At 36.0% G+C, this 23,291-nt stretch carries 28 protein-coding genes, 1 other RNA gene and 1 pseudogene; 25 read left to right on the top strand and 5 right to left on the bottom strand.

The features are described 5' to 3' along the window. The first annotated feature begins 86 nt into the window (after positions 1 to 86). The 4 genes and pseudogenes from B5E95_RS00565 (at position 87) to B5E95_RS00550 (ending at position 5,698) form a co-directional block, all read left to right on the top strand. Positions 87 to 907: pseudogene (locus B5E95_RS00565) on the top strand (PRD domain-containing protein). A 131-nt stretch (positions 908 to 1,038) separates the two neighbouring features. Next, on the top strand, positions 1,039 to 3,063 hold the full coding sequence (locus B5E95_RS00560) for a beta-glucoside-specific PTS transporter subunit IIABC (RefSeq protein WP_087235392.1): 2,025 nt from the start codon (positions 1,039 to 1,041) through the stop codon (positions 3,061 to 3,063). Positions 3,064 to 3,110: 47 nt separating this feature from the next. Then, entirely contained in the window at positions 3,111 to 4,586 is a 1,476-nt protein-coding gene (locus tag B5E95_RS00555) for a glycoside hydrolase family 1 protein (protein ID WP_087175665.1), read from the top strand. Between the two features lie 155 nt (positions 4,587 to 4,741). Then, the gene (locus tag B5E95_RS00550) at positions 4,742 to 5,698 is read left to right on the top strand and encodes an alpha/beta hydrolase (RefSeq protein WP_087235391.1); all 957 of its coding nucleotides are present in this window, start codon (positions 4,742 to 4,744) and stop codon (positions 5,696 to 5,698) included. A gap of 40 nt (positions 5,699 to 5,738) precedes the next feature. Here B5E95_RS00550 and B5E95_RS00545 read toward each other — a convergent pair whose 3' ends face one another. After that, the gene (locus B5E95_RS00545) at positions 5,739 to 7,364 is read right to left on the bottom strand and encodes an APC family permease (protein WP_087235390.1); all 1,626 of its coding nucleotides are present in this window, start codon (positions 7,362 to 7,364) and stop codon (positions 5,739 to 5,741) included. A gap of 356 nt (positions 7,365 to 7,720) precedes the next feature. On the opposite strand from B5E95_RS00545, the gene B5E95_RS00540 reads away from it, so the two are divergent. The 12 genes from B5E95_RS00540 to ssrA all read left to right on the top strand — a co-directional run bounded on the left by B5E95_RS00540 (position 7,721) and on the right by ssrA (position 15,779). Continuing rightward, positions 7,721 to 7,906, top strand: coding sequence for a type Z 30S ribosomal protein S14 (locus tag B5E95_RS00540; protein ID WP_025005122.1), 186 nt, complete (start codon positions 7,721 to 7,723; stop codon positions 7,904 to 7,906). 94 nt (positions 7,907 to 8,000) lie between these two features. Next, a complete protein-coding gene (locus tag B5E95_RS00535) occupies positions 8,001 to 8,516 on the top strand; it encodes a VanZ family protein (protein ID WP_056945447.1) in 516 nt (171 codons plus the stop codon). A gap of 90 nt (positions 8,517 to 8,606) precedes the next feature. After that, a complete protein-coding gene (locus B5E95_RS00530) occupies positions 8,607 to 9,335 on the top strand; it encodes a YebC/PmpR family DNA-binding transcriptional regulator (RefSeq protein WP_003626106.1) in 729 nt (242 codons plus the stop codon). A gap of 146 nt (positions 9,336 to 9,481) precedes the next feature. After that, positions 9,482 to 10,456: a competence type IV pilus ATPase ComGA gene (gene comGA, locus B5E95_RS00525; RefSeq protein WP_025005120.1), complete on the top strand. Its 975-nt coding sequence runs from the start codon at positions 9,482 to 9,484 to the stop codon at positions 10,454 to 10,456. Further along, on the top strand, positions 10,425 to 11,426 hold the full coding sequence (locus B5E95_RS00520) for a type II secretion system F family protein (protein ID WP_025005119.1): 1,002 nt from the start codon (positions 10,425 to 10,427) through the stop codon (positions 11,424 to 11,426). Before comGA ends, B5E95_RS00520 begins: the two co-directional genes overlap by 32 nt. 10 nt (positions 11,427 to 11,436) lie before the next feature. Then, positions 11,437 to 11,784: a prepilin-type N-terminal cleavage/methylation domain-containing protein gene (locus B5E95_RS00515; protein ID WP_025005118.1), complete on the top strand. Its 348-nt coding sequence runs from the start codon at positions 11,437 to 11,439 to the stop codon at positions 11,782 to 11,784. Then, a complete protein-coding gene (locus tag B5E95_RS00510; RefSeq protein ID WP_025005117.1) occupies positions 11,753 to 12,184 on the top strand; it encodes a prepilin-type N-terminal cleavage/methylation domain-containing protein in 432 nt (143 codons plus the stop codon). Before B5E95_RS00515 ends, B5E95_RS00510 begins: the two co-directional genes overlap by 32 nt. Then, entirely contained in the window at positions 12,181 to 12,450 is a 270-nt protein-coding gene (locus B5E95_RS00505) for a hypothetical protein (protein ID WP_025005116.1), read from the top strand. The genes B5E95_RS00510 and B5E95_RS00505 overlap by 4 nt, the downstream gene beginning before the upstream one ends. 7 nt (positions 12,451 to 12,457) lie before the next feature. Further along, a complete protein-coding gene (locus B5E95_RS00500) occupies positions 12,458 to 12,958 on the top strand; it encodes a ComGF family competence protein (RefSeq protein ID WP_087235426.1) in 501 nt (166 codons plus the stop codon). Between the two features lie 170 nt (positions 12,959 to 13,128). Beyond that, on the top strand, positions 13,129 to 14,130 hold the full coding sequence (locus B5E95_RS00495) for a class I SAM-dependent methyltransferase (RefSeq protein WP_087235389.1): 1,002 nt from the start codon (positions 13,129 to 13,131) through the stop codon (positions 14,128 to 14,130). Between the two features lie 45 nt (positions 14,131 to 14,175). Further along, on the top strand, positions 14,176 to 15,360 hold the full coding sequence (locus tag B5E95_RS00490) for an acetate/propionate family kinase (RefSeq protein ID WP_087235388.1): 1,185 nt from the start codon (positions 14,176 to 14,178) through the stop codon (positions 15,358 to 15,360). 51 nt (positions 15,361 to 15,411) lie between these two features. Next, positions 15,412 to 15,779, top strand: a transfer-messenger RNA (tmRNA) gene (gene ssrA / locus B5E95_RS00485). 99 nt (positions 15,780 to 15,878) lie between these two features. On the opposite strand, the gene B5E95_RS00480 is transcribed toward ssrA, so the two are convergent. The 4 genes from B5E95_RS00480 to B5E95_RS00465 form a co-directional block, all read right to left on the bottom strand. Next, positions 15,879 to 16,985, bottom strand: a complete 1,107-nt coding sequence (locus B5E95_RS00480; protein WP_162606859.1) for a tyrosine-type recombinase/integrase — start codon at positions 16,983 to 16,985, stop codon at positions 15,879 to 15,881. Between the two features lie 149 nt (positions 16,986 to 17,134). Continuing rightward, the gene (locus tag B5E95_RS00475; RefSeq protein WP_087235386.1) at positions 17,135 to 17,818 is read right to left on the bottom strand and encodes a hypothetical protein; all 684 of its coding nucleotides are present in this window, start codon (positions 17,816 to 17,818) and stop codon (positions 17,135 to 17,137) included. 36 nt (positions 17,819 to 17,854) lie between these two features. Next, positions 17,855 to 18,286 carry an ImmA/IrrE family metallo-endopeptidase gene (locus B5E95_RS00470; protein ID WP_239442370.1) on the bottom strand — a complete coding sequence of 144 codons (432 nt, stop codon included), beginning with the start codon at positions 18,284 to 18,286 and terminating at the stop codon, positions 17,855 to 17,857. Further along, positions 18,270 to 18,599 (bottom strand): helix-turn-helix domain-containing protein, encoded by a 330-nt coding sequence (locus B5E95_RS00465; protein ID WP_087175674.1) that lies wholly within the window; start codon positions 18,597 to 18,599, stop codon positions 18,270 to 18,272. Before B5E95_RS00465 ends, B5E95_RS00470 begins: the two co-directional genes overlap by 17 nt. A 254-nt stretch (positions 18,600 to 18,853) precedes the next feature. Between B5E95_RS00465 and B5E95_RS00460 the strand changes: the two genes are divergently transcribed. Genes B5E95_RS00460 through B5E95_RS00420 form a run of 9 tightly spaced genes read left to right on the top strand, consistent with a single transcriptional unit; the run spans position 18,854 to position 23,287 of the window. Further along, on the top strand, positions 18,854 to 19,072 hold the full coding sequence (locus tag B5E95_RS00460; RefSeq protein ID WP_087175675.1) for a helix-turn-helix domain-containing protein: 219 nt from the start codon (positions 18,854 to 18,856) through the stop codon (positions 19,070 to 19,072). After that, positions 19,073 to 19,387, top strand: a complete 315-nt coding sequence (locus B5E95_RS00455) for a DNA-binding protein (protein WP_087175676.1) — start codon at positions 19,073 to 19,075, stop codon at positions 19,385 to 19,387. 16 nt (positions 19,388 to 19,403) lie between these two features. Next, positions 19,404 to 20,174 (top strand): phage antirepressor, encoded by a 771-nt coding sequence (locus B5E95_RS00450; protein WP_087175762.1) that lies wholly within the window; start codon positions 19,404 to 19,406, stop codon positions 20,172 to 20,174. 2 nt (positions 20,175 to 20,176) lie between these two features. Continuing rightward, positions 20,177 to 20,608: a hypothetical protein gene (locus B5E95_RS00445; RefSeq protein ID WP_087175677.1), complete on the top strand. Its 432-nt coding sequence runs from the start codon at positions 20,177 to 20,179 to the stop codon at positions 20,606 to 20,608. 13 nt (positions 20,609 to 20,621) lie between these two features. Further along, positions 20,622 to 20,846, top strand: coding sequence for a hypothetical protein (locus B5E95_RS00440; protein WP_087175678.1), 225 nt, complete (start codon positions 20,622 to 20,624; stop codon positions 20,844 to 20,846). A gap of 34 nt (positions 20,847 to 20,880) precedes the next feature. Next, positions 20,881 to 21,102, top strand: a complete 222-nt coding sequence (locus tag B5E95_RS00435; protein ID WP_087175679.1) for a hypothetical protein — start codon at positions 20,881 to 20,883, stop codon at positions 21,100 to 21,102. Positions 21,103 to 21,126: 24 nt separating this feature from the next. Beyond that, positions 21,127 to 21,615 (top strand): siphovirus Gp157 family protein, encoded by a 489-nt coding sequence (locus B5E95_RS00430; RefSeq protein WP_087175680.1) that lies wholly within the window; start codon positions 21,127 to 21,129, stop codon positions 21,613 to 21,615. 10 nt (positions 21,616 to 21,625) lie between these two features. Continuing rightward, entirely contained in the window at positions 21,626 to 22,441 is an 816-nt protein-coding gene (locus B5E95_RS00425) for an ERF family protein (RefSeq protein WP_087175681.1), read from the top strand. A gap of 9 nt (positions 22,442 to 22,450) precedes the next feature. Then, complete coding sequence (locus tag B5E95_RS00420) at positions 22,451 to 23,287, top strand: conserved phage C-terminal domain-containing protein (RefSeq protein WP_087235385.1); 837 nt, start codon at positions 22,451 to 22,453, stop codon at positions 23,285 to 23,287. Positions 23,288 to 23,291: the final 4 nt, after the last annotated feature.

Genomic DNA, 23,291 nt, shown 5'->3' with positions numbered 1-23,291 from the left:
AGCTACTACGAATAGTTATAGTATACTTAGAGTATATTATTTTCGTAGTAGCTTTTTTGTTTATATCAGGGTGGTGAGGAGTATCCGTGAAATTTCTTAAAACATTTAATAATAGTGCTGCTTTAGCCATGAATGATCAAGGTCAAGAAGAGATTGTTTTAGGCAAGGGCGTGGGGAAGGGCGATCCGATAGATGAAAGTAAAATTGAGCGTCGTTTTGTTACTAAAGACGAAGTTGACCAAGTTAAGAGGTTTAACCCCAAGACAATGGAAGTCACTGATAAAATAATTAGTTGGTTGAGCCGCTGCTTCAAGTTAAGTTTAATGACTTTCAATACCTTGCTTTAGCAGATCATATTGACTTTGCAGCTACCAGGGTTAAGGATCATATCGATATTGATCCAGCCAATAATAATTGGGAAGTTAAAAATTTATACCCCAAAGAATATGTGGTAGCTAAAAAGGTGGTAAAGCTAATTAATCAAAACATGCAAATTGAATTACCTGAAAGTGAATCTATTTTTATGACATATCACTTAGTCAATGCTAAAAGTGATGTGGCACAAGTACAGGAAACTGTTCAGATTACTAATTTGATTAATGGAATTATTGATATTATTCAACTGCAATATTCGATGCAGCTCGATACAAGTTCTTTTAATTACAGTCGCTTTATTTCACATTTGCGTATTCTATTGGTTAGATTTTTAAGAAATAAGCATAAGGATGAGGCACCGCTTGATCCAGCGATGCTTGGTTTCATGAAGATCAAATACAGCAAAGCTTATGAAACCGCAGAACGAATCGCAACTTACTTACAAGCCAAGATGAATTGGACATTAGATACAGATGACAAATTTTACTTGGTTTTACATATTTGGCGAGTAACTAGTCGCCAAGAAAACTAAATATCTAAGTTACTTAGGTATGTTACTAAGAGAATTAGGCATTAACCCAGGTTACTGAAAGACGTTGAGCATGATTTATGTTCTTTAGTTTTTGAGTAGCTTGGGTTTTTATTTTGAGGGGGGAAAGACTAATGGCTAAGAATTATGACAATTTGGCCAAAAGCATCATTCAAGATGTTGGTGGTAAAGACAATGTCAATAGTGTTGTTCACTGTGCAACACGTTTACGTTTTAAATTAAAGGATGAAAAAAAGGCAAACGATGATGCCTTAAAAGATACTGACGGTGTTGTTACTGTCGTAAAGGCCGGTGGACAATATCAAGTTGTTATCGGTAATGAGGTTGCTGATGTCTACGATGCTGTATTAAAGGAAGGAGGCTTCCCAGGCGGTGGTCAAGTTCCTGATGACGATGTTGCAGATGATAATTCAAGTTTCATTGATAAAGCTGTTGCCTTAATTTCAGGAATCTTTACTGATATCCTAGCACCACTTAGTGCCGGCGGTATTATCAAAGGTTTAGTTGTTTTAGCAGCTGCAATGGGCTGGCTTTCAAAAACTTCTGGTGCATATCAAATTTTATACGCCGTTGGTGATAGTATCTTCTACTTCTTACCAATATTCTTGGGTGTAACTACTGCTAGAAGATTCCACATGAATCAATTTATTGGTTTAGCCATTGGTGCTGTATTAACTTACCCAACGATGGTTGGTTTAGCTTCAAGTAAAACAGTATTAGGTACTTTGTTCCAAGGTACGCCATTTGCTTCTGAAATTCATACAACTTTCTTTGGCATTCCAGTGGTTACTATGAACTATACTTCAACTGTTTTGCCAGTTATCTTTGCTGTTTGGTTTGGTTCCGTTATCGAACACTGGGCAAAGAAATGGATTCCAACGGTTGTGCAAATGTTCCTTGTACCTGCGCTTACTATGATTATTACTTTACCAGTTGCATTTATTGTTATCGGTCCTGTAATGACTTGGGTTGGTGATGCCATTGGTGCAGTCATGGCCGGTATCTACAACTTTAGTCCAATTGTTGCCGGTGTGGTTGTTGGTGCATTGTGGCAAGTACTTGTTATCTTCGGTGTTCACTGGGGCTTGGTTGCTGTATCAACAACTAATATTGCAGCTTTAGGCTATGATCCAATTTTGGCTCTTACTTGTATGGTTTGTTACGCACAGATTGGTGTTGTATTGGCAATTATTAAACAAACTAAGGACAAGAAGTTAAAAGATACAGCAATAGGTGCCTTCTTCTCAGGACTCTTCGGTGTTACTGAACCAGCAATTTATGGTGTAACTTTACCAAGAAAAACTCCATTTGTTTTAAGTTGTATTGGTGGTGCCGTTTCTGGTGCAATTATGGGTATCTTCCATTCAGTACTTTACATGATGCCTTCAATGGGATTCTTTGCAATTCCTGCCTACATTAATCCAAAAGGTGGTTCAATGATCCCAGTTATTGGTGTTATTGTATCCGCAGTCGTAGCATTTATCGTTGGTTTTATTTTGCAATTAATCTTCGGTAAGAAATCAGTTGATGCTGAATACAACAAGAAACAAGCTCAAAAGGTTGCTGAAGCAGCTAACGAAGCAACAGAAGTTGCTAATAATCCAATTGTTGCTGCAAGTGAAAATGAAGAAAAATTAAATCCATCTACAAAATTAGTTTCACCATTAAACGGTGACGTAAAACCTTTATCAGAAATTAAAGACGAAGTATTCTCAAGTGGTGCCATGGGTCAAGGTGTAGCTATTGAACCAAACGAAGGTGTTCTTCACGCCCCAGCTGATGGTAAGATTGCTCTTGTTTTCCCAACTGGTCACGCTGTTGGAATTAACACTACTGACGGTGCAGAAGTTTTGATGCACATCGGTATGGATACAGTTAACTTACAAGGAAAAGGCTTTAAGACTCTTGTACAAAAAGGCCAAGAAGTTAAGGCTGGCGATCCATTAGTTGAATTTAATATTAAAGATATCAAGGCGGCTGGTTATGAAGTAACTACTCCAGTTGTAGTAACCAATTCAAAGAAATATGAAAGTGTTAACCAAGTTGCTAACGGTGCAGTTAAAGTTGGTCAAGAAATCTTATCTTTGCAAGGTGAAGATGAAGGAGCTAAAGTATCTGGTCAAGTTCAAATTAATTAGGCTATAATGAACTGTAACTGCTTACAATAATAGAAAGAGAGATAAAGATGTCATTTCCAAAGAATTTTTTATGGGGTGGTGCTACCGCTGCTAACCAAATTGAAGGTGCATATGATGTTGATGGTAAGGGTTTATCAGTAACTGATATAACAACTGCCGGTAGTCTTGATGCACCAAGAATGTTGACTTATAAGTTGAATGGTAAGTTAGAAAAAACACCAGCTATGCCAGGTGCGGGGTTGCCTGAAGGAGCTGTTGGTGCGATTGATCCTGATAGTTATTACCCTAACCATGTAGCGATTGATTTTTACCACCACTATAAGGAAGACATTAAGATGTTTGCTGACATGGGTTTTAAAGTTTTCCGTCTTTCAATTGCTTGGACTAGAATTTTCCCAAAGGGCGATGAAGAAAAGCCAAATCAAGCTGGACTTGATTTTTATCGTAATGTCTTTGAAGAATGTAAAAAGTATGGCATTGAACCATTAGTTACTATTTCTCACTATGAAGATCCACTTTACCTCAGTGAAAAGTACCATGACTGGGGCGATCGTAAGATGATCGACATGTACGTTAAATATGCCAAGACTTTGTTTAATGAATACAAGGGATTGGTTAAGTACTGGTTAACTTTCAACGAAATTAATACTACTTTATTAATGCTTAACTCATTCGGAAATAAAGTAGATGATGATAAGGTTTACCAACACGCATATCAAAAGTTGCACTATCAATTTGTAGCAAGTGCTCGTGCAGTTAAGCTGGCTCACGAAATTGATCCAAACTATGTAATAGGTAACATGATTTGTGGTATCGTTGATTATCCACTTACTCCAGATCCAAAGGATATTTTGCTTAACCGTCATATGTGGGAACAAGATATCTTCTATTGTGGGGATGCACAATGTAAGGGTAAGTATCCAACGTTCGCTAAGCGTCTTTGGAAGGAACATAACGTACATCTTGATATTACTGAACAAGACAAGAAAGATATGCTTGAAGGTACTGTCGATATGTACACCTTCTCTTACTACATGAGTAATGTGGTGACTACGCACAAGATTGAAGATAAAGTTGGTGGTAACTTCGCAGCCGGTGCTAAGAACCCATACCTTAAGTATTCTGAATGGGGCTGGGCAACTGATCCAGATGGTTTGCAATATTACCTCGAAGTAATGTACGATCGTTACGAATTGCCATTGATGGTTGTAGAAAATGGTCTTGGCGCTGTTGATAAGATTAGCGATGACAGCAAGATTCATGATGATTACAGAATCGACTACTTGAGAATGCATATTGAAGCCATGAATCGTGCGATCGAAGATGGCGTTGATGTTCGTGCTTACACTACTTGGGGCTGTATCGATGAAGTCTCAGCTGGTACTGGTCAAATGTCTAAGCGTTACGGCTTTATTTATGTTGATCGTGATGATAACGGTGAAGGAACTTTAAAGAGAATGCCTAAGGATTCCTTTGATTGGTATAAGAAGGTTATTGCTTCAAACGGTGAAGATTTAGGCTAATTGCATAAAATATGGGTATAAGAAAGAGAGATGATTTGCTCATCTCTCTTTTTGTATATATAGACAGAGTACTTATTTTTAATAAATGTCAATATTCCATACAAAACTAAAGAGTGTATAATAAACTCTATCGATTTTGTATAGGAGTTGACATTTTGAATAGGAATGAGAAAAAGCACAAAAAAGTTTGGCTAACGATAGGGATAGTAGTAGCCGTACTTGTAGCACTAATTGGAGCAGGTGAAGCATACTTTTTTAACGTTGCTTTTACGCCTGGTGAAAAAAGTGTATTAAATAAATATTCGCACAATACGAAAAAAGATCCATTGGCTGCCAAAAAGAAATGGTATGCCAAGGTAAAGAAGCAACACTGGTATATGAAGTCGGCTACAAGTGATTATCGCTTAGATGCAAATTATATTCCAGCTAAGAACTCGCATAAGACTGTAGTGATTCTTCATGGTTTTGGCAACAATAAAGATACCATGGGGCCATATGCAGGCATGTTTCATGAATTAGGCTATAACGTTTTGCTTCCTGATGCTCGTGCACATGGTCAAAGCCAAGGTAAGTACATTGGTTATGGCTGGCCTGAAAAGTATGACGTTCGTAAATGGGTAGAAAAAGATATAGCTAAAGAAGGCAAGAATCAAAAAGTAGTAATCTTTGGCGTCAGCATGGGTGGTGCTACTACTATGATGACTAGTGGTATTAAGATGCCTAAGCAGGTTAAGGCTTATATTGAAGATTGTGGTTATACCAGTGTTAAAGATGAATTTTTGCATGAAGCACAAGATCTATACCATATGCCAAAACCTGTAGCTACAGCAGCCGTTGACTTATTGAGCGTTGTTAGCAAGGCAAATCTAGGCTTTTATTTAGGAGATGCATCATCTGTTAAATCAGTGAAAAAGAATAATAAGCCGATGTTCTTTATTCATGGTGGCAACGATCCATTTGTACCAACCAAGATGGTTTATGCAAACTATGCTGCGGCTAAAGGACCAAAGCAGCTGTGGGTAGCCAAAAAGGCAACGCATGCTCGTTCATTTGAAACTTACCCTAAAGAATATGAAAAACGTGTAGATCAATTTTTAAGTAAATATTTGTAAAAAAAGAAGCTAGATCAAATTCTAGCTTCTTTTTGTTGTATTATTTTGTCGCATTAGCAGGTTTTCTTCGTCCAATAATCCAAGTAATGATTAATGCAGTGATAGCTTCAACTATAATCATTGTGATTCTTGCTGGAATCTTGGTACTACCAAGCCATACGTCAAGAATAATAGAACCGATAATGATAATTCCCATCCAAATCCATTGAGATTTGTCAAAGGCAATGCCGTATTCTTCTTCACGACGTCTAATACCTGGCAAAATTGCACCCAGACCGATCAGTACGATTACGGCTACAATGTTAATGATCAATTCGTACCACCAAAGGCCACTGCCTTGCTTAACATCTTGTGGTGCAAAACCAAGGATGGTTGCTACGGCAGTAACAACTAACAAGGCAAGACCAACAAGCCAAGCAAGTTTATCGTTTTTAATGTAGACATATTTTGATGGGTACTTCTTTGAGTTCTTTCTTACTCTCATGAATGAGTAGAAGATCCAGCAGGTAACACCTGGTGAAACGATTGAGTTCAAGTTAAGCAACCAGTTGAAGATATCGTTCATGTCAGGTAAGAAGATACCTAAGATCATGATGAATGATGAAAGGGCAACAGTTAAGATGTAACCGTTAATTGGTAAGCCGTTTTTGTCCTTCTTACGTAAGAACTTAGGCATGTACTTATCACCAGTATCGGAGATAAGCATTCTAGTCATGGCATCAAGCAATACGGCAACCAAGGCACAGTTGAACAATAATGATGTCCAAGCCCAGAGGTAAAGCAAGAATTTACCCATACCGAATTGTTTACCAACCATGTCGAATACGTAGTAAGCACCGTTCATCTTCAAGTCGTTTGGAATGTGGTATGCGTCAAAGTAGATACCAAGTGCAAATGAACCAAGGATAGTTAAGAAAGCAGTCATGATAGCTAAAGTAATCATTGCCTTAGGGAAGTCTGACTTAGGTTTCTTCATCTTAGTTACATATGGTGCAACCAGTTCACACCCGTTCATGGCATAGATTAACATTCCGACGGTTGACCAGTAGTGCAAGTCGAATTTAGGAATGATTGTGTGCCAAGTAAATGGTTGGGTAGCCATGTGACCGCCTGATTTTGCCAAACCAACAAAGGCAAGGAAAACAAACAAGACAGTCATAATGACCATCAAACCACCACCAATACTGGAAAGGAATTCCATTGAGTTGGCAAAGTGGTGTTCAACGACAATGAAAACAATGAACACAACGAAAGTCAAAGCAGCAAACATGGTAGTAGGAATTTTATCTTGGAATCCCTTTGAACCGGTCAATGCCCAACCTAGGTCGACAATGATTTCGTTAGCGGAGTCTACAGCATAAGGAATTGAGGCTGCCCAGTATGTCCAAGCAGTGAAGTAACCTAAAAATTCTCCGTCAGTACCGCGGACCCATGATGAAAGTCCACCACCTTCTTCACTAAACGTAGAACCTAATTGTCCTACCATTAATGAGTAAGGTGTTACATAAAGCAAACACATGATAATCCAAGAGGTGATAACTGGCATCCCTTGGTTTTGGAAGTTGTACATGATATCGTCCAAGCCGATAACAGTACAAAGTGCCATCAAGGTCAAAACAGGCCAAGTGATGGCTTTCATTTTATTTGTTGATGTTAAATCGTCCAAGTAATTTTCATCCTTTTCTACTTAATAAAATAGTTTACATAAGTTAAGTAGAATTCCTGGCGATTTATTTTTATATTTCTCGTTCATAAATATCCTTTTCATACAATCCCTATTTATTCTACCCGTTGATACTTAACATGACCAGTAGTAAAACGGTTACTATTTTGTACAAAGCACTTTACTTATTTTGTGTAAGTATGTATAATACTAATTAAAAGTAAGTAGCACTACAAAAAAGGAGTGATTTGAATGACAGCACAACTTGTAGCAATTGAAATTATTATTTTGGGATTGAACTTTTTAACCAGAGAAAAAGCCTGTCCCTGAGAGAGTTAGAAAGCATAGGTAATTTATATATGGCAAAAACATCACAAATTATTCGTAATAAAAAAGTAGCAAAATTTTCAACTAGAGAATACACTCGCTGTGAGCGCTGCGGTCGACCACATTCTGTTTACCGGAAGTTTGGACTTTGCAGAGAATGCATGCGTGATTTAGCACATCAAGGTCAACTTCCAGGCGTAAAGAAAGCTAGTTGGTAAAAATAATTATAAAATACATGAAAAAGTTAAACGTAGTCCGCTTTTTTTGTTAAAGTAAAAAGAAGTTATTCAAATCAAACTAAGGGAAAGAGTTATGGAGAAATTTCATTTTACGAAACGAGAAAAGCTTTTTTTGTTGTTAGCTTTATTGGTATTGGTATTTTTATTTATTTCTAGTTCAATGACATATCATGAACAGGAATTGCATGATGGCACAGTTAGTAAATATTTTGGCTGGCTTGAAAATATTGTAGCTGGCTGGAATTTTACATATGGTGGGCGCCTTCATAATGCACAACTAGATGGTAGAGCAGGACTTGCTCAATTTGTTCTGCGTAAGATGGCCCATTTTGGCTCATACTTTTTATTAGGTGGCTTTGGCTATTTAGGCTTGCGCCGCATTTTTAAAATTAAATGGCTAGCTCCAATTTTGACCTGGTTTGCGGCTATTGCTTTTGCGGCTTTTGATGAATATCATCAGTTTTTGACTGGAGATAGAACACCGAGCGTACATGACGTAATATTGGATGCATCTGGTGCCTTAACGGCGATTATTTTAGTAATGTTAATTCTATTTTTGAAAAATAAGTATTCGACGAAGAAAAAATAGTTTTAAATATTTGACACCATTGAATTTTGAGGTGCTGTGAGTTAAGATAATATCGTTAATTAATATTAGAAAAAAGAAAGAAGGATCCTTATGTCAGGACATTCAAAATGGCACAATATTCAAGGCCGCAAGAATGCGCAAGACGCAAAGAGAGGTAAAATTTTCCAAAAGTTATCTCGTGAAATTTATATGGCTGCAAAGAGTGGTGGTCCTGATCCTGATGGGAATCCTACCTTACGTATGGTAATTGATAAGGCACGTTCAAACAACATGCCTAAGGACAACATCAAGCGGGCAATCAAAAAAGCTGAAGGTGGTTCAGAAGAACACTACGATGAAATCACTTATGAAGGCTACGCTCCAGGTGGTGTTGCTGTTTTTGTAGAAGCTTTGACTGATAACAAGAACCGTACTGCTTCAGATGTTCGTGTTGCCTTCACTCGTAATGGTGGTTCACTTGGCGCTACTGGTTCTGTTGCCTACATGTTTGATCGTAAAGGCTACATCGTAATTGACCGTTCAACTACTGATGCTGATGAAGATCAAGTATTGCTTGATGTAATGGATGCTGGTGGTGATGATCTTCAAACCAGTGATGATGCATTTGAAATCTACACTGATCCAAAGCAATTTGCAGATGTTCGTGACGCACTTATTAAAGATGGTTACAAGCTTGCAGATGCTGAATTGACTATGATTCCACAAAACACTACTCCAGTTCCAGCAGACAAGAAGGAACAATTTGAACACTTAGTTGATGCTCTTGAAGATAGTGACGATGTTCAAAATGTTTACACTGCAGCAGCTGATGAAGACTAATTATTAAATAGATAAATGACTCAACCAATTTGGTTGGGTTATTTTTTTGCTCTTTTTTCTAAAAGAATAAAATTTTTTAAATTTCTCAGAAAAAAATCGCCTTTTTTTGCGTATTAAATAGTGTGAGGCAAAAAAGGGGGATTTTTATGAAAACAAAGGAATTTATCAATGAATTACTCACTTCCGCAATTTCAAGTAAGGCGAGTGATATTTTCTTTTTTCCGAAAAAGGAAACGATGGTTGTACAGTTTCGAACTAACCAAGGTGTAATTACCCAAACCGACCTTTCCTTGAATGAGGGACAAGAAACTATTAACTTCTTTAAATATAGCGCTCAGATGGACATTGCAGAACATCGTAGACCTCAAGTAGGAGCAATGGCTTACGAGGTTGATCAAAAAGAATATTATTTGCGTCTTTCTAGTTTGGGTGACTTTTCAGATCAAGAATCACTGGTCATTAGAATAATTTATGAGATTAAGCAAAGTAAATATTTCTTTCCTCAGCAAATAGAATCGTTAGAAAGATCAGCTTTGCATCGAGGATTGATCGTGACTAGTGGACCCACTGGGTCAGGCAAAACAACTACGATGTATGAAGTCGCAAAAAAATTAAGTCCCAATAAAGTAGTAATGACTATTGAAGATCCAGTTGAAGTTCATGAACCTACTTTTTTGCAGTCACAAGTCAATAATGAAGCCGGAATTGACTATCAAAGTTTATTAAAAGCAGCTTTGAGACACCGTCCAGATATTTTGATTATTGGAGAAATTCGTGATCAAGGTACGGCAAGATTAGCAGTTGATGCAGCTTTGAGTGGACACTTAGTTTTTGCGACGGTTCACGCTAAAAGTACTTTGCAGACTATCTCACGTTTGGAGAGTTTAGGCATCAAGAATGATGAATTAGCTAATTGCTTGACTGCTGTGTCTTACCAAAGGCTGTTGCCTAGTGCAGTAGGGATGCAGTGTCTAATGGATATTGCTAAAGGCGAACTTTTAAATCAGGAATTGCAGCTAAGCGTGCGCAGTGACTTCGTTAATTGGCAAGAGAATATGCAGTTGTTGCGGAAAGGAGGGAAAATCGATGATGAAATATATGAGCAATTCAAAGAAGGATAGGCTAAATAGCGAAGAACAACTCGTTTTTTTAGATTATTTAAAACATAGTTTAGAAAATGGTTTTTCATTGATTAATTCGATAGAGCTGATGCCTGTTTTGTGGCCAAAGAAAAAGAAACTAATGCAAAAACTGGTTAAGCGAATGAAAGATGGGAATAGTTTTAGTGCTGAATTAATTCAATTAGGTTTCTCAAAAACAACGGTGACGCAGGTTAATTTGGCATTGCAGCAAGGAAACTTAATTGAATGTTTGAATCAATTATCTATTCTTAGTCGACTCAAGCAAGAACAAGTTAAAAAATTGCGAGCAGAGTTATCCTATCCATTTGTCCTAGCAATTATGATGGTGATTTTACTTGCTTTTATGCAGTCATTTATTTCTACTCAATTTAGCGATGGTAATGAGCATTCTGGTGATTTGGTCATGCTAGGATTGATTGGAGTTGTACTTGCTGGAATATATTTTTTAGCAAGAATAATTGTTTTACTCAACAAACAGGATTACGACTCAATGCAAAGATTAACTAAATATCCCATTATTGGACCAGTGATTTTGCTATATGTGAATTATTTGCTCGTGTATGACATCGGGATGCTTTTAGCCAGTGGTTTTTCATTGCAAAAAATGTGTGAATACGCATCAAAGCAGGAAAAAGGATCCTTGCAGCAAGCCTTGGGACAAAAAATAGGGCATCAATTAGCTGAAGGAACAAATTTGGAAGAGATCGTAGAACAAGAAGTCTTTTTACCGAATAGCTTGTTAGTTTTGCTTAAAACAGGTTCGGAAAGAAAAAACTTAAGTCAAAGCTGCTTAATGTTAGGGCGTAGCTTATTTATTGATTTAACTCAAAAAATAGAAAAATTAGTTGTTAACGTACAGCCATTTTGTTTTATCTTGATTGGCTTTTGCGTGATTGGCATGTATTTGAAATTATTAATGCCAATGTATTCAATGATGCAAGGACTTTAAGGAGAAAAATATGAAAAAGAAAATGAAGAAATATTTGTTAAATATTTTAGCTAAAAGCCGTAGACAAGAAGGCTTTACTCTAATTGAAATGGTGGTTGTGATTGCTATTATCGTCATTTTGATGGTGTTGATTGTGCCAAATATGTTGAATCAAAAGGAAAAGGCAGAAACGAGAACTTCAGATGCCTTTAAGACTACTTTGCAAACACAGGTGGAAATGTATAAAGATGATGGACACGATACACCTAGCAAATTTGAAGATTTACAGGGTGAATTTTTAACTAAAGATCAAGTAAAAAAGGCAAATAAGAGTTTTAAATTAGAAAATGGCAAAGTTACTGATATTAATAAGAAATAAATATAGAGCTTTTACTTTGATTGAAACGATGATTACTTTAGCTATTTGTTGCGGGATGCTGTTAATTGGCAGTTTACAACTGCAAAAATATCAACACCGTTTAATTTTTGATAATACAGTAAGAGAAGTAAATGCTGCTCTTGATCAAGCATCTCGAATTAGCACGATAAAGGGACATGCCGTTACCGTCATTTTTTCCGAGGATCAACATTATATAAAATTAATCGGTGGTGGTCATGAAAAGCAAGTAAATATTGATAAAAATATTGATATTAAAGGTTTGAACAAATTTGTTTTTACTAAAACTGGACGCTCTGTTCCTGGGACAATAACGTTTAGCGGTTATGGGATGAAAAAAGCTGTGAAATATCAAATGCTATGGGGACGAATGGCAAAATGAAAAAAGTAAAGGGATTTTTTATATTCGAAAGCGCCATTGCCATTATCATTTCACTATTTGCTGTAAGTTGCCTTTACTTAACTGTTGCTGAAAGTCAAAAAAATGGTCGTGAAATGGAATTAAAAACTGATCGTGTCTATGCCTATCATGTGTTAAAGGCCAACAATCTGGATCAGATAACGGTACATGATCACGTTTATGAAAGGATAGGGCAGCATTATCTTAATGATAAAAATACTAACCAAAAATACAAGATTGCAGACTAAAGGATTCATGTTAGCAGAAGTCATCTTTTCTCTTTTTATTACTATCCTGGTCCTTTCCATTTTGCAAAATCTGCTGTTAAGTATTAAAAGAGCCAACATGCATGAAAATCAGCATGTAAATGATATTGCTTATGCATATGTGCAGTTGAATAATTTTATGCATACTGAGGATACGAAAACTGTTTATCCGATCGTGAAAGATTCCAAAAGCAATAGGATAGTTTTTATGCGAGTTAATAAAAATGATGAAAAAGAACAGTATGCGATTGAATATTATTTAAAAAATCATGTTTTAAAGGTATCAAAAGCAGAAGCTGGGCGGGGTGGATATATGCCGCTTATTTTCAATATAAAATCGGCTCAGTTTGTCACTAAAAAAGATCAAATTATCATTCATGTAGTAGAAGAAAATAAAGGAAAATCAGATTTAGTTTTCAAGCTTGATGAAGAACCTAAACCAGAAAGAGAGAAAAAGATTGTTAAAAATAAAAGGAAGCGCATTGCTTAGCAGCATTTTAGTTTTAATTACGACTTTGCTTTTTATCAAAATGTATCAAGAAGTCTATTGCGCAAGCATGGAGAATAATTTGATGATTATCAAATATTTGTCTGGTAAATAACTTTCCTTGCACCTCTTCTTTCCTTTCTTTAAAATAATGAAGGTAATGGAGGGACGTTATGGGAAAATTTGAGAAACTTTTTAATCAATTTTTAGATTGCGTACAAACTTTGCAAAAAGCCCTGAATGTTTCATTTACAGAAGCCTTAGTTGAAACATTTGATAATTTAGAGCAAGGTAAAATCAAAGTCGAAAATGGTGCACCAGATGAACAAACTGTTGCAGAATTAAGTAAAAAATATCAGTCACTTGATTATGATGAGATTAGTCAAAAAGATAAGGCGCAAGTTTTTACTTTTTTAACTTTAAAAGCAATTAATGATGATGGCTTTGATGTTAATAAGATGCCAACACCACCAGCAATTTCAACTGTAATTGCAATGTTAATGCATAAATTGGTGAAGAATGAAAAGGTTGAAATAGTTGATCCTACAATTGGTACTGGAATTCTGCTGTTTTCAATCATTTCACAATTAAAGGCCTTAAACCATTCTAAAGATAACTATCAATTAGTCGGAATTGATAATGATGAAGAAATGCTTAACTTAGCAGATGTGGCAGCACACTTGAATGACTTTGACATTGAACTTTATTGTCAAGATGCATTAATGCCATGGATGTGTTCTAATCCGGATGTAGTAGTAAGCGATTTGCCGATTGGCTATTATCCAGTTGATGAAAATGCTAAAAAATTTGAAAATCGAGCAGAAAAAGGTCATTCATTTGCACACTTACTATTAATTGAACAAATAATTAAGAACTTAAAACCTGCGGGTTATGCATTTTTAGTTGTTCCTAAATCAATTTTATCAGGCAAGATTGGTGCTGATTTTATGCCATGGTTAACGAAAAAGGTATATTTGAAAGCCATTGTCGAATTGCCTGATGATATGTTTAAAAATAAATTTAATCAAAAGTCGATCCTTGTTTTCCAAAATCATGGAGAAGATGCCAAGGCTAGTGAAGTTTTGTTAACTAAACTAGATTCTTTGAAGAAAGAAGAGGCTTTGATTCGTTTTAATGTCAAATTGAACGAGTGGTATACTAAAATCAATCATTAATTCGGGATTACTTAACTTTTATTGAAAGAGGAGGAAATTATTTTTATGAAAAAGGTTTTGGCAATTAACTCTGGTAGTTCATCTTTTAAATATAAATTATTCTCATTGCCAGATGAAAAAGTTATTGCAAGTGGTATGGCTGATCGTGTTGGATTAGACAATGCTTCCTTTGAAATTAAATTGGCTGATGGCAGTAAGCATGTAGAAAAAACAGAAATTGCCGATCAAGAAGCTGCAGTTAACTTATTAATTAAATTCTTGAAGCAATTCAATGTAGTAGATGATTTACATGAAATCGTTGGTGTGGGTCACCGTGTAGTTAATGGTGGTGAATACTTTACTGATTCTACTATTATCACTAAGGAAAACTTGCCTAAGATTTATGAATTAGAAGATTACGCTCCACTTCATAACCCAGCTGAAGGCCGTGGAATTGAAGCATTTATGAACGTATTGCCAGAGGTGCCACAAGTAGCTGTATTTGATACTACTTACCACCGCGCTCTAGATCCAGTTCATTACTTATATTCTCTTCCTTATAAATATTATGAAAAATATGGCGTCCGCAAGTATGGTGCCCACGGTACATCAATCCGTTATACTGCACCTCATGCTGCTAAGATGCTTGGTAAAGATCTAAAAGACTTGAAGTTGATTATTTGTCACCTAGGTTCAGGTGCTTCAGTTACTGCTGTAAAAGACGGTAAATCATTTGATACTTCAATGGGCTTTAGTCCAATTGCTGGTATTACGATGGCAACTCGTTGTGGTGATATTGATCCATCACTTATTCAACATTTGATGCATGTTGAAGGTAAGTCAATGGATGAAATGATTCATATCTTGAATCACAAATCTGGTTTACTTGGTTTGTCAGGTATTTCTCCAGATATGCGTGATGTTCGTGAAAGCGACACAGATCGTGCTAAGTTAGCTAGAAAAATCTTCATTAATAGAATTGTGCGTTACGTTGGTTCATATATTGCTGAAATGGGCGGCGTTGATGCTATTATCTTTACTGCTGGTATTGGTGAACATGATATGGGCGTACGTAAAGAAGTAATGGATGCTTTCAAATACATGGGCGTTGAACCAGATTACGAAGCAAATGAAGAAAACGGCGAACATTTCATTACTAAGCCAGATTCTAAGGTAAAGGCAATGGTTATTCCAACTAACGAAGAATTAATCATTGAACGTGATGTAGTTCGTTTAACTGATATTAATTAAGCTTTTTATTCGCAGGATTCATTTGTCTATGCTACAATAGTAGAGTCTCAAGGGGATGTTTTGGGATTCGACAGGCGTAGATTCGCATTGACTGCGATTCGTAGGTTACGTCTACGTAAAAACGTTACAGTTAAATATAACTGCAAATAACAAAAATTCTTACGCATTAGCTGCTTAATTTAGCGCATGCGTTGCTCTTTGTCGGTTTACTCGTGGCTGACACTGAGTATCAACTTTAACGAGTTACGTTTAACTACCTCACCTGAATAGTTGAAAAGAGTCTTAACAGGTTAGCTAGCTCATCCTAGCCCTGTTATATGGCGTTTTGGGCTAGTGAAGTTCAAGTAATATAACTATGATCGTAGAGGTCAGTGACGGAATGCGTTTGGACAGGGGTTCAATTCCCCTCATCTCCATATTAACTTCTTTAAATTAAGTGAAAGCCTTGCTGTATCAAGGTTTTCAAATATATCTAAGCTATTTTGACCGAAAAATGATCGAAAAGATGATTTTTAAGGCTAAAATAGCTTATTTATTTCTAGGCGCGCTTGCTCTCTTCCTTCTTTAGTTGAGTGAGTGTATACATCTAATGTTAAATCTACTTTAGTGTGTCCGAGAATCGAAGCAACGTCTTTAGGATTGATGCCGGATTGGTTAAGCAGGGTAGAGAATGTATGACGTAAGCCATGAATAGTTATTTGTTTTAAATCAGGATCAATCTTATATATAGCTCTTCGCCATTGATCCGGCTTACTGGGTCTTAAAAAGTTGTTATCTGCAGTGTGGAATAATTTATCTGAAAGATCGCTTCTATAGTGTTTTAATTGTGCTGCTAAACGATCATCCAAAGGGACATAACGCTTTTTATTTCCTTTAGGGAGTTGAGTTATATATTTATTATCCTTGCCATATGCGGTAGTGCGTTGGATGTATATTCTTTGTTTGTCAAATTCGATGTCTTGCCATTCCAGTCCTAAACCTTCACATTTACGCATACCGGTAGAAGCCAGGATAGAGAAGTAAATATAAGCACGTTCGTTATATTGTTTTGCAGCATCAAGAAATTGATGTATTTCATCTGCTGTATAAAAGTTATGTGCTATATCACGTCGCTTTTCAACAGTTGCTTTTTTAGGCAATAGGGAAGCTCTAGCAGGATTTCTATTCAACAGATTAATATCTATCGCATATTCAAAAATACGGCGCATATACCAGAATAGAACCTTATAATTAACGTATTCTGTCGAAAGTTCAAGGAAATAATCAGCAATTTCTGCTGTTGTAATTTGATCGATGTATTGACTACCAAACTTATCTTTTAAGTGCACTTTATACATTGTTTCAGTTTTCCATAGCGTCGATTCTTTTACATTTCGACTATAAAAAGGCAGCCATTTTTTATAAAGTTCATCAAAAGTAATCTGTTTTTCTTTAATAAAATCTTGAGCGTCTTCAGCAGCCATTTTTTTATATGCGGCATCGGCTTCTTCGTAAGAATTAAAACCACGCCGGGTAGTTTCTACTTTCTTTGTACCTTTCATCCCGAGATAAATTCTAAACATGTATTTTCTTTTACCGTTCTTGAGCTTATAAGACTTAATCGCGGTATTTTTTCGTTTAGGCATAATAATCCTTCCTTTCAAAAAAATCATGGTACAATATGTGTGAATCGTGTGGAGCCTACTAATGCAAGTCGTTAGTAGGTTTTTATTTTTTGTTCAAAATTAAACTGATGTTCTTTTAGTGGGTAAAAATAAAAGGCGTTTTAAGCCTATTATTGTTTATACCATTTAAATTCAGTGTGATTAAAAGTTTTAGAATGTCCGATAGCTTGTGGGCCATTATAGAAAGACATATAAACACCATTTCTATTTTCTTCTGGTGAGTAATTTACACCGGCAGTAACAATAGCTCTACCTATTAATCCGCTTGTGCGTTCTCCAACTATTTGTTTATCATCGTCACTTAGATTTAAGAAATTATCACCATCAACGTAAACCAATGCAGTTTTGTTAGGCTGAATTTTAATTCCTACCAAATAATTAGCATAATTGTAATTACTATTTCCATCTGTAGCATCTTTTTGATCGTCTTTTAAAGCTGCAACTAATTCTTTATTAATTGCTTTAACTTGCTTTTGGCTATAGTGACTAGAAGTATCCTCACTTTTGCTACTGCTAGTTTTACTTTCTTCTGTAGTTTGACTACTAGAGCTAGAAGTAGTAGATGAAGATTGCTGCGTAGTTGGTTCACTGGAGCTACTGGAATCGTCTGGCATCTGTTGTACAGCTACTACAAAAAGTACAAACGCAATAATAGCAGTCACGATAGAGTAAAGCGCTTTCTTCTTTTCTTGTTTATTATCTTTGTATTTTTTACTTCGTCGCCAGAAAACTATAGCAGCTACGATTGATGCGATAACAATAATGTCAAAAAATGCAACAAGAACATAAATCATAGTAAATAACCTCCATTTAGATTACAGAATTAATCTTTATCCTTTAAATCTATATTTTTGCAGTTCTTCACGAACTAACCAATAATTATCAGTTCCAATATACTGCGCTAAATTTAGCCAGTTAGCATTCATAGTGTCATAGCCTAAATTAGCATATTCTTTAACCTTCTCACTAACTACAAACTTATTGGCTCCACTTTCATAGCAGTCATGCGCACGACTGTTAGTTTTATAATTGCCAATCACATTATCATCATTTTCAGCGTGACCAACTTCGTGTAATATGACTTTTTCTGTTTCCTCATCGGATAGATTTTCTTTAACAAAAATAAAATCAGGTACATTAGCAGGCGTATGAATTATATATCCTTTGCCCTCAATATCTTTGTATACCAGTTTCAAATGATATTTATTAAGTAAATGTTTGATGCGAGCACGCATAACTTTCACCTTAGTTCTTGCCTTCAAAATATCCTTTAAGGTAACTTTTGATTATTTCACGGTCGTGTTCAGTCATTATCTTTCCATCATAAGAATGAGCAGTATCTAACATTTCTTCTAAATCAGTGTTAGTAATCGTTTCTTTTTGATCGATACCTCGCAATTCGTCAACAGAAACTCCCAACACATCCGCAACTTTGGCAAGAGAATTCATATTTGGAACTTGCTTTTTCCATCTATAAATACTATTTTCACCAATTTCGGCATGTTGAGCGGTTTCTTTTAAACTCCATCCTTTTTTATTTTTAGCAATTTCTTTAATTCGCTCAACTAGCTCCATGTCAACATTCCATCACATTCTAAAAAATAAAATTACTGTTTTCGATAAAAATGTATTGACTAAAGTACTGAATTCAGTTATTATTTAATCGTCAAGTAATTAATAAACAAATAACTAAGAAACAGTGACTAAGCCAAACATAAGAATAATAGGCGTTTAAGCCCTTTTATTTTTAAGTTAATAGTACTGAATTCGATAATATTTGTCAATTATTTGATTAAAAAATAACCGTTTTAAATAAGGAGTTGAAATTAATGCCAATTGAAGAAGCTTTAGCAGAATCACGTAAAAACTTGGAAAAAAAGATCAAGATTGCTCTTTTAGATAGAGGAATGACACAAAAAGAACTATCTAAGCTTATAAAAGAAAATCCACAGCAAGTAAATAGAGCGATCAAAGGTGACTCTGCCCCTAAGTCAATCGAACTTAGAAAGAAAATTTATCAAATTCTCAATATTGAGGGGATGAAATAAATGAATGACTTGCAAAAAGGCATATATCAGCTAGTTGTGCAGGAAGTTAAACGCACTCAACCTAAACGAGAGCAAAACTTATTGAATAAAAAGGATGCTGTAAAGCTTATTGAAAAATACACAAAGCAATACACCTTAATGGAATTTCTTAATGCTACAGATGCAGCTAGTGTCTTGGGAATGAGCGTGACTCAATTTTGGCGTATTCGTCAAAAATACAACGTGCCAGTTTATGTAATGGACGGAATGAAGCGTTATAAAAAATCGGACTTAATAAGATTTGCCGAAAATAATTGTGTGAAGGGTTATGCGTAGTGGAAAGGAAAAGAAAATGGAAGATCAAATTCAACTTTTTAATTTTGAAAATCAGCAAGTAAGAACTTTAAAAATTGATGGTGAGCCTTACTTCGTCGGTAAAGATGTAGCTGCAATTCTTGGCTATTCTAGAACAGCAGATGCTATAAAACAACACGTTGATGAAGAAGATAAAGGGGTCGGTAAAATACAGACCCCTGGCGGAAAACAAAATTTAACCATTATTAACGAATCCGGATTATATAGCTTAATCCTAGCAAGCAAAATGCCAAACGCTAAAAGATTTAAGCGCTGGGTAACTTCTGAAGTACTGCCAACAATTAGAAGACATGGCGCATATATGACAGATGAAAAGGCGTTTGACGTTGTGAACAACAAAGATGGCCTAGCAAGTTTACTACAACAAGCCGCCGACCAACTCCGACAAAAAGATATTCAAATCGAAAAAATGAAGCCTAAGGCGTTGTTCGCTGACTCGGTAGCAACAAGTAAATCGACTGTTTTGGTTGGAGAACTCGCCAAAATCTTACGCGGTAACGGTGTAGATATCGGAGCAACAAGACTTTTTAAGTGGCTCCGTGAAAATGGCTATCTCATTAATAGAAAAGGTAGTGACTGGAATATGCCAACTCAAAAAGCAATGAATATGGGATTATTCAAGATCAAAGAAACTACTATCAATCACTCAAACGGTGCTACTTCGATTAGTAAAACACCTAAAGTCACCGGTCGAGGACAACAGTATTTTGTTAACAAGTTTTTGAAAGCAGAAATGGAAGAGGTATAAAAATGCAATTTAACAGTATTGAAGAAACATTCAACTGGCTTTTAAGTATCAATGATTCAGATAAACCAGGAGCCTTAATGGTTGATGGACACGCAGCTTCTTTAAAAGAACTACAAGACATTAACTTTCAAGCGATTTCTTTTATTAAAGATTGCTGGAAACAAGACAAAACTAGAGAACTACCAGATAGTCAGTTAATGGATATGACTAAGAAGATTATTAAAAATCATGATGAATATATCATAGTTCGGCTCTATGAAGCTGGTAATCATGAAAATCTGCCTGCTATGCAAACTAATAGCCACGCTACTAACATTAACGCTACGGCTGCTGTCCTTGCTCTTTATCAGCAATTAAAAGATGAAAGCAAACGGGCTGGTACTTATGAAGCCTTCAAGTTCATTGAAGACCACATTAACACTAAGGATATTTAAGGAGGGATGCACGATGAAGAGCGAACTTAAAAAATGCGAAGAAGAAATAACAAAACAAGGCGTAGCTTGGGCTAACGGAGTTCTTAGGGCTAGAAGAGAACTTAAAGAAGTAGAAGATGACCCAAGTGCATTAGAAAAGTTAAACCTAACTATTAATCAGCTTATCAAGATTAGAGATAAGGGACTAGATTTAGGGCTTAAGTGGAATTTATTAATGCTTGCAGAGAAGAAAGGCTAACAACAATGAGAATTTTAGAAAGAGGCTTAGAAAAATGGACAGATTTCATCAATACTTACTTCGACGTAGACAAGACCGTTACGAAAAAAAGCGCGTTGCTAATCTTTTGCGGAATAGCAATAGTTTTGGGACTACTGCTAGTTTATCTAGTCAACAACCCCACCGAATTTTTAAACGGGACTTACTAGAATTTGATGAAACAAAAAAGGACTCACTCGTGGTACAAGTGAATCCTTACGAATTACCTATTAGGTAACAGAAAAACTAAGGAGATTATAACATGAATTTATTTGAAATTAACGCTTCTATCGAAAAAATCAAAGAAAAAATGGACAACGGCGATTTAGATCCTGCCGTATTAATTGACACACTAGATAGCCTAGAAGCTACTAGAGATGACAAGTTAGACGGGTTAGCCGGCTGGTATGACTCCAACAAAGCTACTCAAGACTTCTTAACCGAAAAAATTAAAACGCTGTCTAAAGAAAAAAAGCGTCTTGAAAATCTTAACACTAGAATCATGTCTTACATGACAGACACCATTGATGCCAGTGGTGCTAAGCAGATTAAGACTACTAACCATATTCTTAAACCACGTAATTATAGAGCTTCTACTTACATCGATGATGAAGCGCTAATTCCTAAAGACTTTAAGAAGACGGAAACAGTTGAAAAGATTGATAAGAAATTGATTTATGCGGATCTAACAGCCGGGAAACTAGTTCCAGGTGCCCACCTAGAGCCTAACCGCAAGACAACAATCATGTAGGAGGTCAACTATGGATGCTGAAAAGAAGAAAGAGTTAGACAATGCTCTAACTAAAACAACTCATTTAGAGCCTACTGACAAAGATAAAAATAAATCTGATAAAGATACCAAAGAAGCTCCAAAAAACGAGCCAGAGGTAAAAGAGAAACTTAAACAGTCACCTAAAAAGAGTAAGGCAGAAACTTTAACGCTCGATGAAAAGATTGTATCTATTCAATACCTGCTAAAAGTACCTAAGGATCGTGACAATGACTACGGTGGCTTTAAATACCGGACTGCAGAAGACATTGAAAGTCAGCTCAAAGTCTTTGAAAAGGATCTAAGAGTTATGGTCCGTATGGAAAATGAAGAACCGATATGTGTAGGCAAATTTAACTACATTAAGTCTAATTGGATTATTAAAGATTTGGTAAGCGGTGAAGTTAAACGTTTTAGTGCTGTAGCAAGAGAAGATGACACACGAAAAGGCATGGATGCGCCGCAGCTATCCGGTTCATCATCCAGTTATGCACGTAAAAGAGCACTAGACGGTTTCTTTATGCTAGATAACCGGCAAGATGATCCAGACAGCAATGAGAGTTATAAGAAGAGCCGAAGTGTGAAACAAAATTCACAAAACGCACAATACAGTAACTATAAAAATAAGCTGCAACAAGCAAAAAACTGGTCAACGACTTATAAAGGCAAAAAAACTACAGTCGGGGTTATGGCCACTTATCTCTCAAATAAAAATGGACCACACTACCAAGATGCAAAAGCATGGGCTAATAGCTTAGATGATAAGAGCGCAAAAGTCCTTAATTATCTATTAAAAAATATGAAGTAGGGAAACGATATGGCACAAAGAAGAATGTTTAGTAAGCAGATTACAGATACAGATGCGTTTTTAGATATGCCAGCCACGGCGCAAAACCTGTATTTCCATCTGAATATGCACGCAGACGATGATGGCTTTTTAGGAAATGCGAAAACTATCAGAAGAATGATCGGTGCTAGTGAAGACGACTTAAAAGTTTTAGTAGCAAAACAATTTATTCTAATTTTTCCAGATGGTGTAGCAGTTATACGAGATTGGCATATACATAATTACATTCAAAAAGACCGATATCATCCTACGGTCTACGAGAAAGATAAACAAAAATTAAAGTTAAGCAATGCTAAGCAATATGAACTTCAACCAGCTAAAAAGCCTGTTGAATCAACGATTCAAGAGAATGCTAGCGGAGTGGATACATCATGTATACAAGATGATAACAAAATGGATACCGAGGTTAGGTTAGGTAAGGTTAGGTTAGGTAAGAGTAAAAATAATAAAAAAGGCACGTCACAAAGTGCCGAGCCGATTCCTTACAAAGAAATTATCGATTATCTCAATAAAAAGACCGGTCAAAACCTACACTCTACTACTAAATCTTATCAACGTTTGATTAAAGCAAGATGGAATGAAGGCTACACGCTAAAAGACTTTAAAACTGTTATCGATAATAAGGCATTTGAATGGCAAGGTACCGAGTTTTGGAAATACATGGTCCCTAGAACCTTGTTTGCTGCTAGTCACTTTGATGACTACTTAAACGCTAATAAGCGTAAGCCTGATAGTGCACCATCTAGCGGTGGTTATGGTGGCGATTTAGGTATACGAGCTATCAATGACGATGATTTACCTTTTTAGGAGG

It is taken from the genome of Lactobacillus gallinarum (assembly GCF_002160635.1).
GTDB lineage: Bacteria > Bacillota > Bacilli > Lactobacillales > Lactobacillaceae > Lactobacillus > Lactobacillus gallinarum.
The sequence above is the reverse complement of the archived record's forward strand: the minus strand, read 5'-3'. Positions and strand labels throughout refer to the sequence as shown.

What these genes read in the sequence shown, in the direction of transcription:
- B5E95_RS00560 (WP_087235392.1), top strand. Translation starts at nt 1,039, where the DNA reads ATGGCTAAGAATTATGACAATTTGGCCAAAAGCATCATTCAAGATGTT.
- B5E95_RS00555 (WP_087175665.1), top strand. Translation starts at nt 3,111, where the DNA reads ATGTCATTTCCAAAGAATTTTTTATGGGGTGGTGCTACCGCTGCTAAC.
- B5E95_RS00540 (WP_025005122.1), top strand. Translation starts at nt 7,721, where the DNA reads ATGGCAAAAACATCACAAATTATTCGTAATAAAAAAGTAGCAAAATTT.
- B5E95_RS00535 (WP_056945447.1), top strand. Translation starts at nt 8,001, where the DNA reads ATGGAGAAATTTCATTTTACGAAACGAGAAAAGCTTTTTTTGTTGTTA.
- B5E95_RS00530 (WP_003626106.1), top strand. Translation starts at nt 8,607, where the DNA reads ATGTCAGGACATTCAAAATGGCACAATATTCAAGGCCGCAAGAATGCG.
- comGA (WP_025005120.1), top strand. Translation starts at nt 9,482, where the DNA reads ATGAAAACAAAGGAATTTATCAATGAATTACTCACTTCCGCAATTTCA.
- B5E95_RS00520 (WP_025005119.1), top strand. Translation starts at nt 10,425, where the DNA reads ATGAAATATATGAGCAATTCAAAGAAGGATAGGCTAAATAGCGAAGAA.
- B5E95_RS00515 (WP_025005118.1), top strand. Translation starts at nt 11,437, where the DNA reads ATGAAAAAGAAAATGAAGAAATATTTGTTAAATATTTTAGCTAAAAGC.
- B5E95_RS00510 (WP_025005117.1), top strand. Translation starts at nt 11,753, where the DNA reads ATGGCAAAGTTACTGATATTAATAAGAAATAAATATAGAGCTTTTACT.
- B5E95_RS00505 (WP_025005116.1), top strand. Translation starts at nt 12,181, where the DNA reads ATGAAAAAAGTAAAGGGATTTTTTATATTCGAAAGCGCCATTGCCATT.
- B5E95_RS00500 (WP_087235426.1), top strand. Translation starts at nt 12,458, where the DNA reads ATGTTAGCAGAAGTCATCTTTTCTCTTTTTATTACTATCCTGGTCCTT.
- B5E95_RS00495 (WP_087235389.1), top strand. Translation starts at nt 13,129, where the DNA reads ATGGGAAAATTTGAGAAACTTTTTAATCAATTTTTAGATTGCGTACAA.
- B5E95_RS00490 (WP_087235388.1), top strand. Translation starts at nt 14,176, where the DNA reads ATGAAAAAGGTTTTGGCAATTAACTCTGGTAGTTCATCTTTTAAATAT.
- B5E95_RS00480 (WP_162606859.1), bottom strand. Translation starts at nt 16,985, where the DNA reads ATGCCTAAACGAAAAAATACCGCGATTAAGTCTTATAAGCTCAAGAAC.
- B5E95_RS00475 (WP_087235386.1), bottom strand. Translation starts at nt 17,818, where the DNA reads ATGATTTATGTTCTTGTTGCATTTTTTGACATTATTGTTATCGCATCA.
- B5E95_RS00465 (WP_087175674.1), bottom strand. Translation starts at nt 18,599, where the DNA reads ATGGAGCTAGTTGAGCGAATTAAAGAAATTGCTAAAAATAAAAAAGGA.
- B5E95_RS00460 (WP_087175675.1), top strand. Translation starts at nt 18,854, where the DNA reads ATGCCAATTGAAGAAGCTTTAGCAGAATCACGTAAAAACTTGGAAAAA.
- B5E95_RS00455 (WP_087175676.1), top strand. Translation starts at nt 19,073, where the DNA reads ATGAATGACTTGCAAAAAGGCATATATCAGCTAGTTGTGCAGGAAGTT.
- B5E95_RS00450 (WP_087175762.1), top strand. Translation starts at nt 19,404, where the DNA reads ATGGAAGATCAAATTCAACTTTTTAATTTTGAAAATCAGCAAGTAAGA.
- B5E95_RS00445 (WP_087175677.1), top strand. Translation starts at nt 20,177, where the DNA reads ATGCAATTTAACAGTATTGAAGAAACATTCAACTGGCTTTTAAGTATC.
- B5E95_RS00440 (WP_087175678.1), top strand. Translation starts at nt 20,622, where the DNA reads ATGAAGAGCGAACTTAAAAAATGCGAAGAAGAAATAACAAAACAAGGC.
- B5E95_RS00435 (WP_087175679.1), top strand. Translation starts at nt 20,881, where the DNA reads ATGGACAGATTTCATCAATACTTACTTCGACGTAGACAAGACCGTTAC.
- B5E95_RS00430 (WP_087175680.1), top strand. Translation starts at nt 21,127, where the DNA reads ATGAATTTATTTGAAATTAACGCTTCTATCGAAAAAATCAAAGAAAAA.
- B5E95_RS00425 (WP_087175681.1), top strand. Translation starts at nt 21,626, where the DNA reads ATGGATGCTGAAAAGAAGAAAGAGTTAGACAATGCTCTAACTAAAACA.
- B5E95_RS00420 (WP_087235385.1), top strand. Translation starts at nt 22,451, where the DNA reads ATGGCACAAAGAAGAATGTTTAGTAAGCAGATTACAGATACAGATGCG.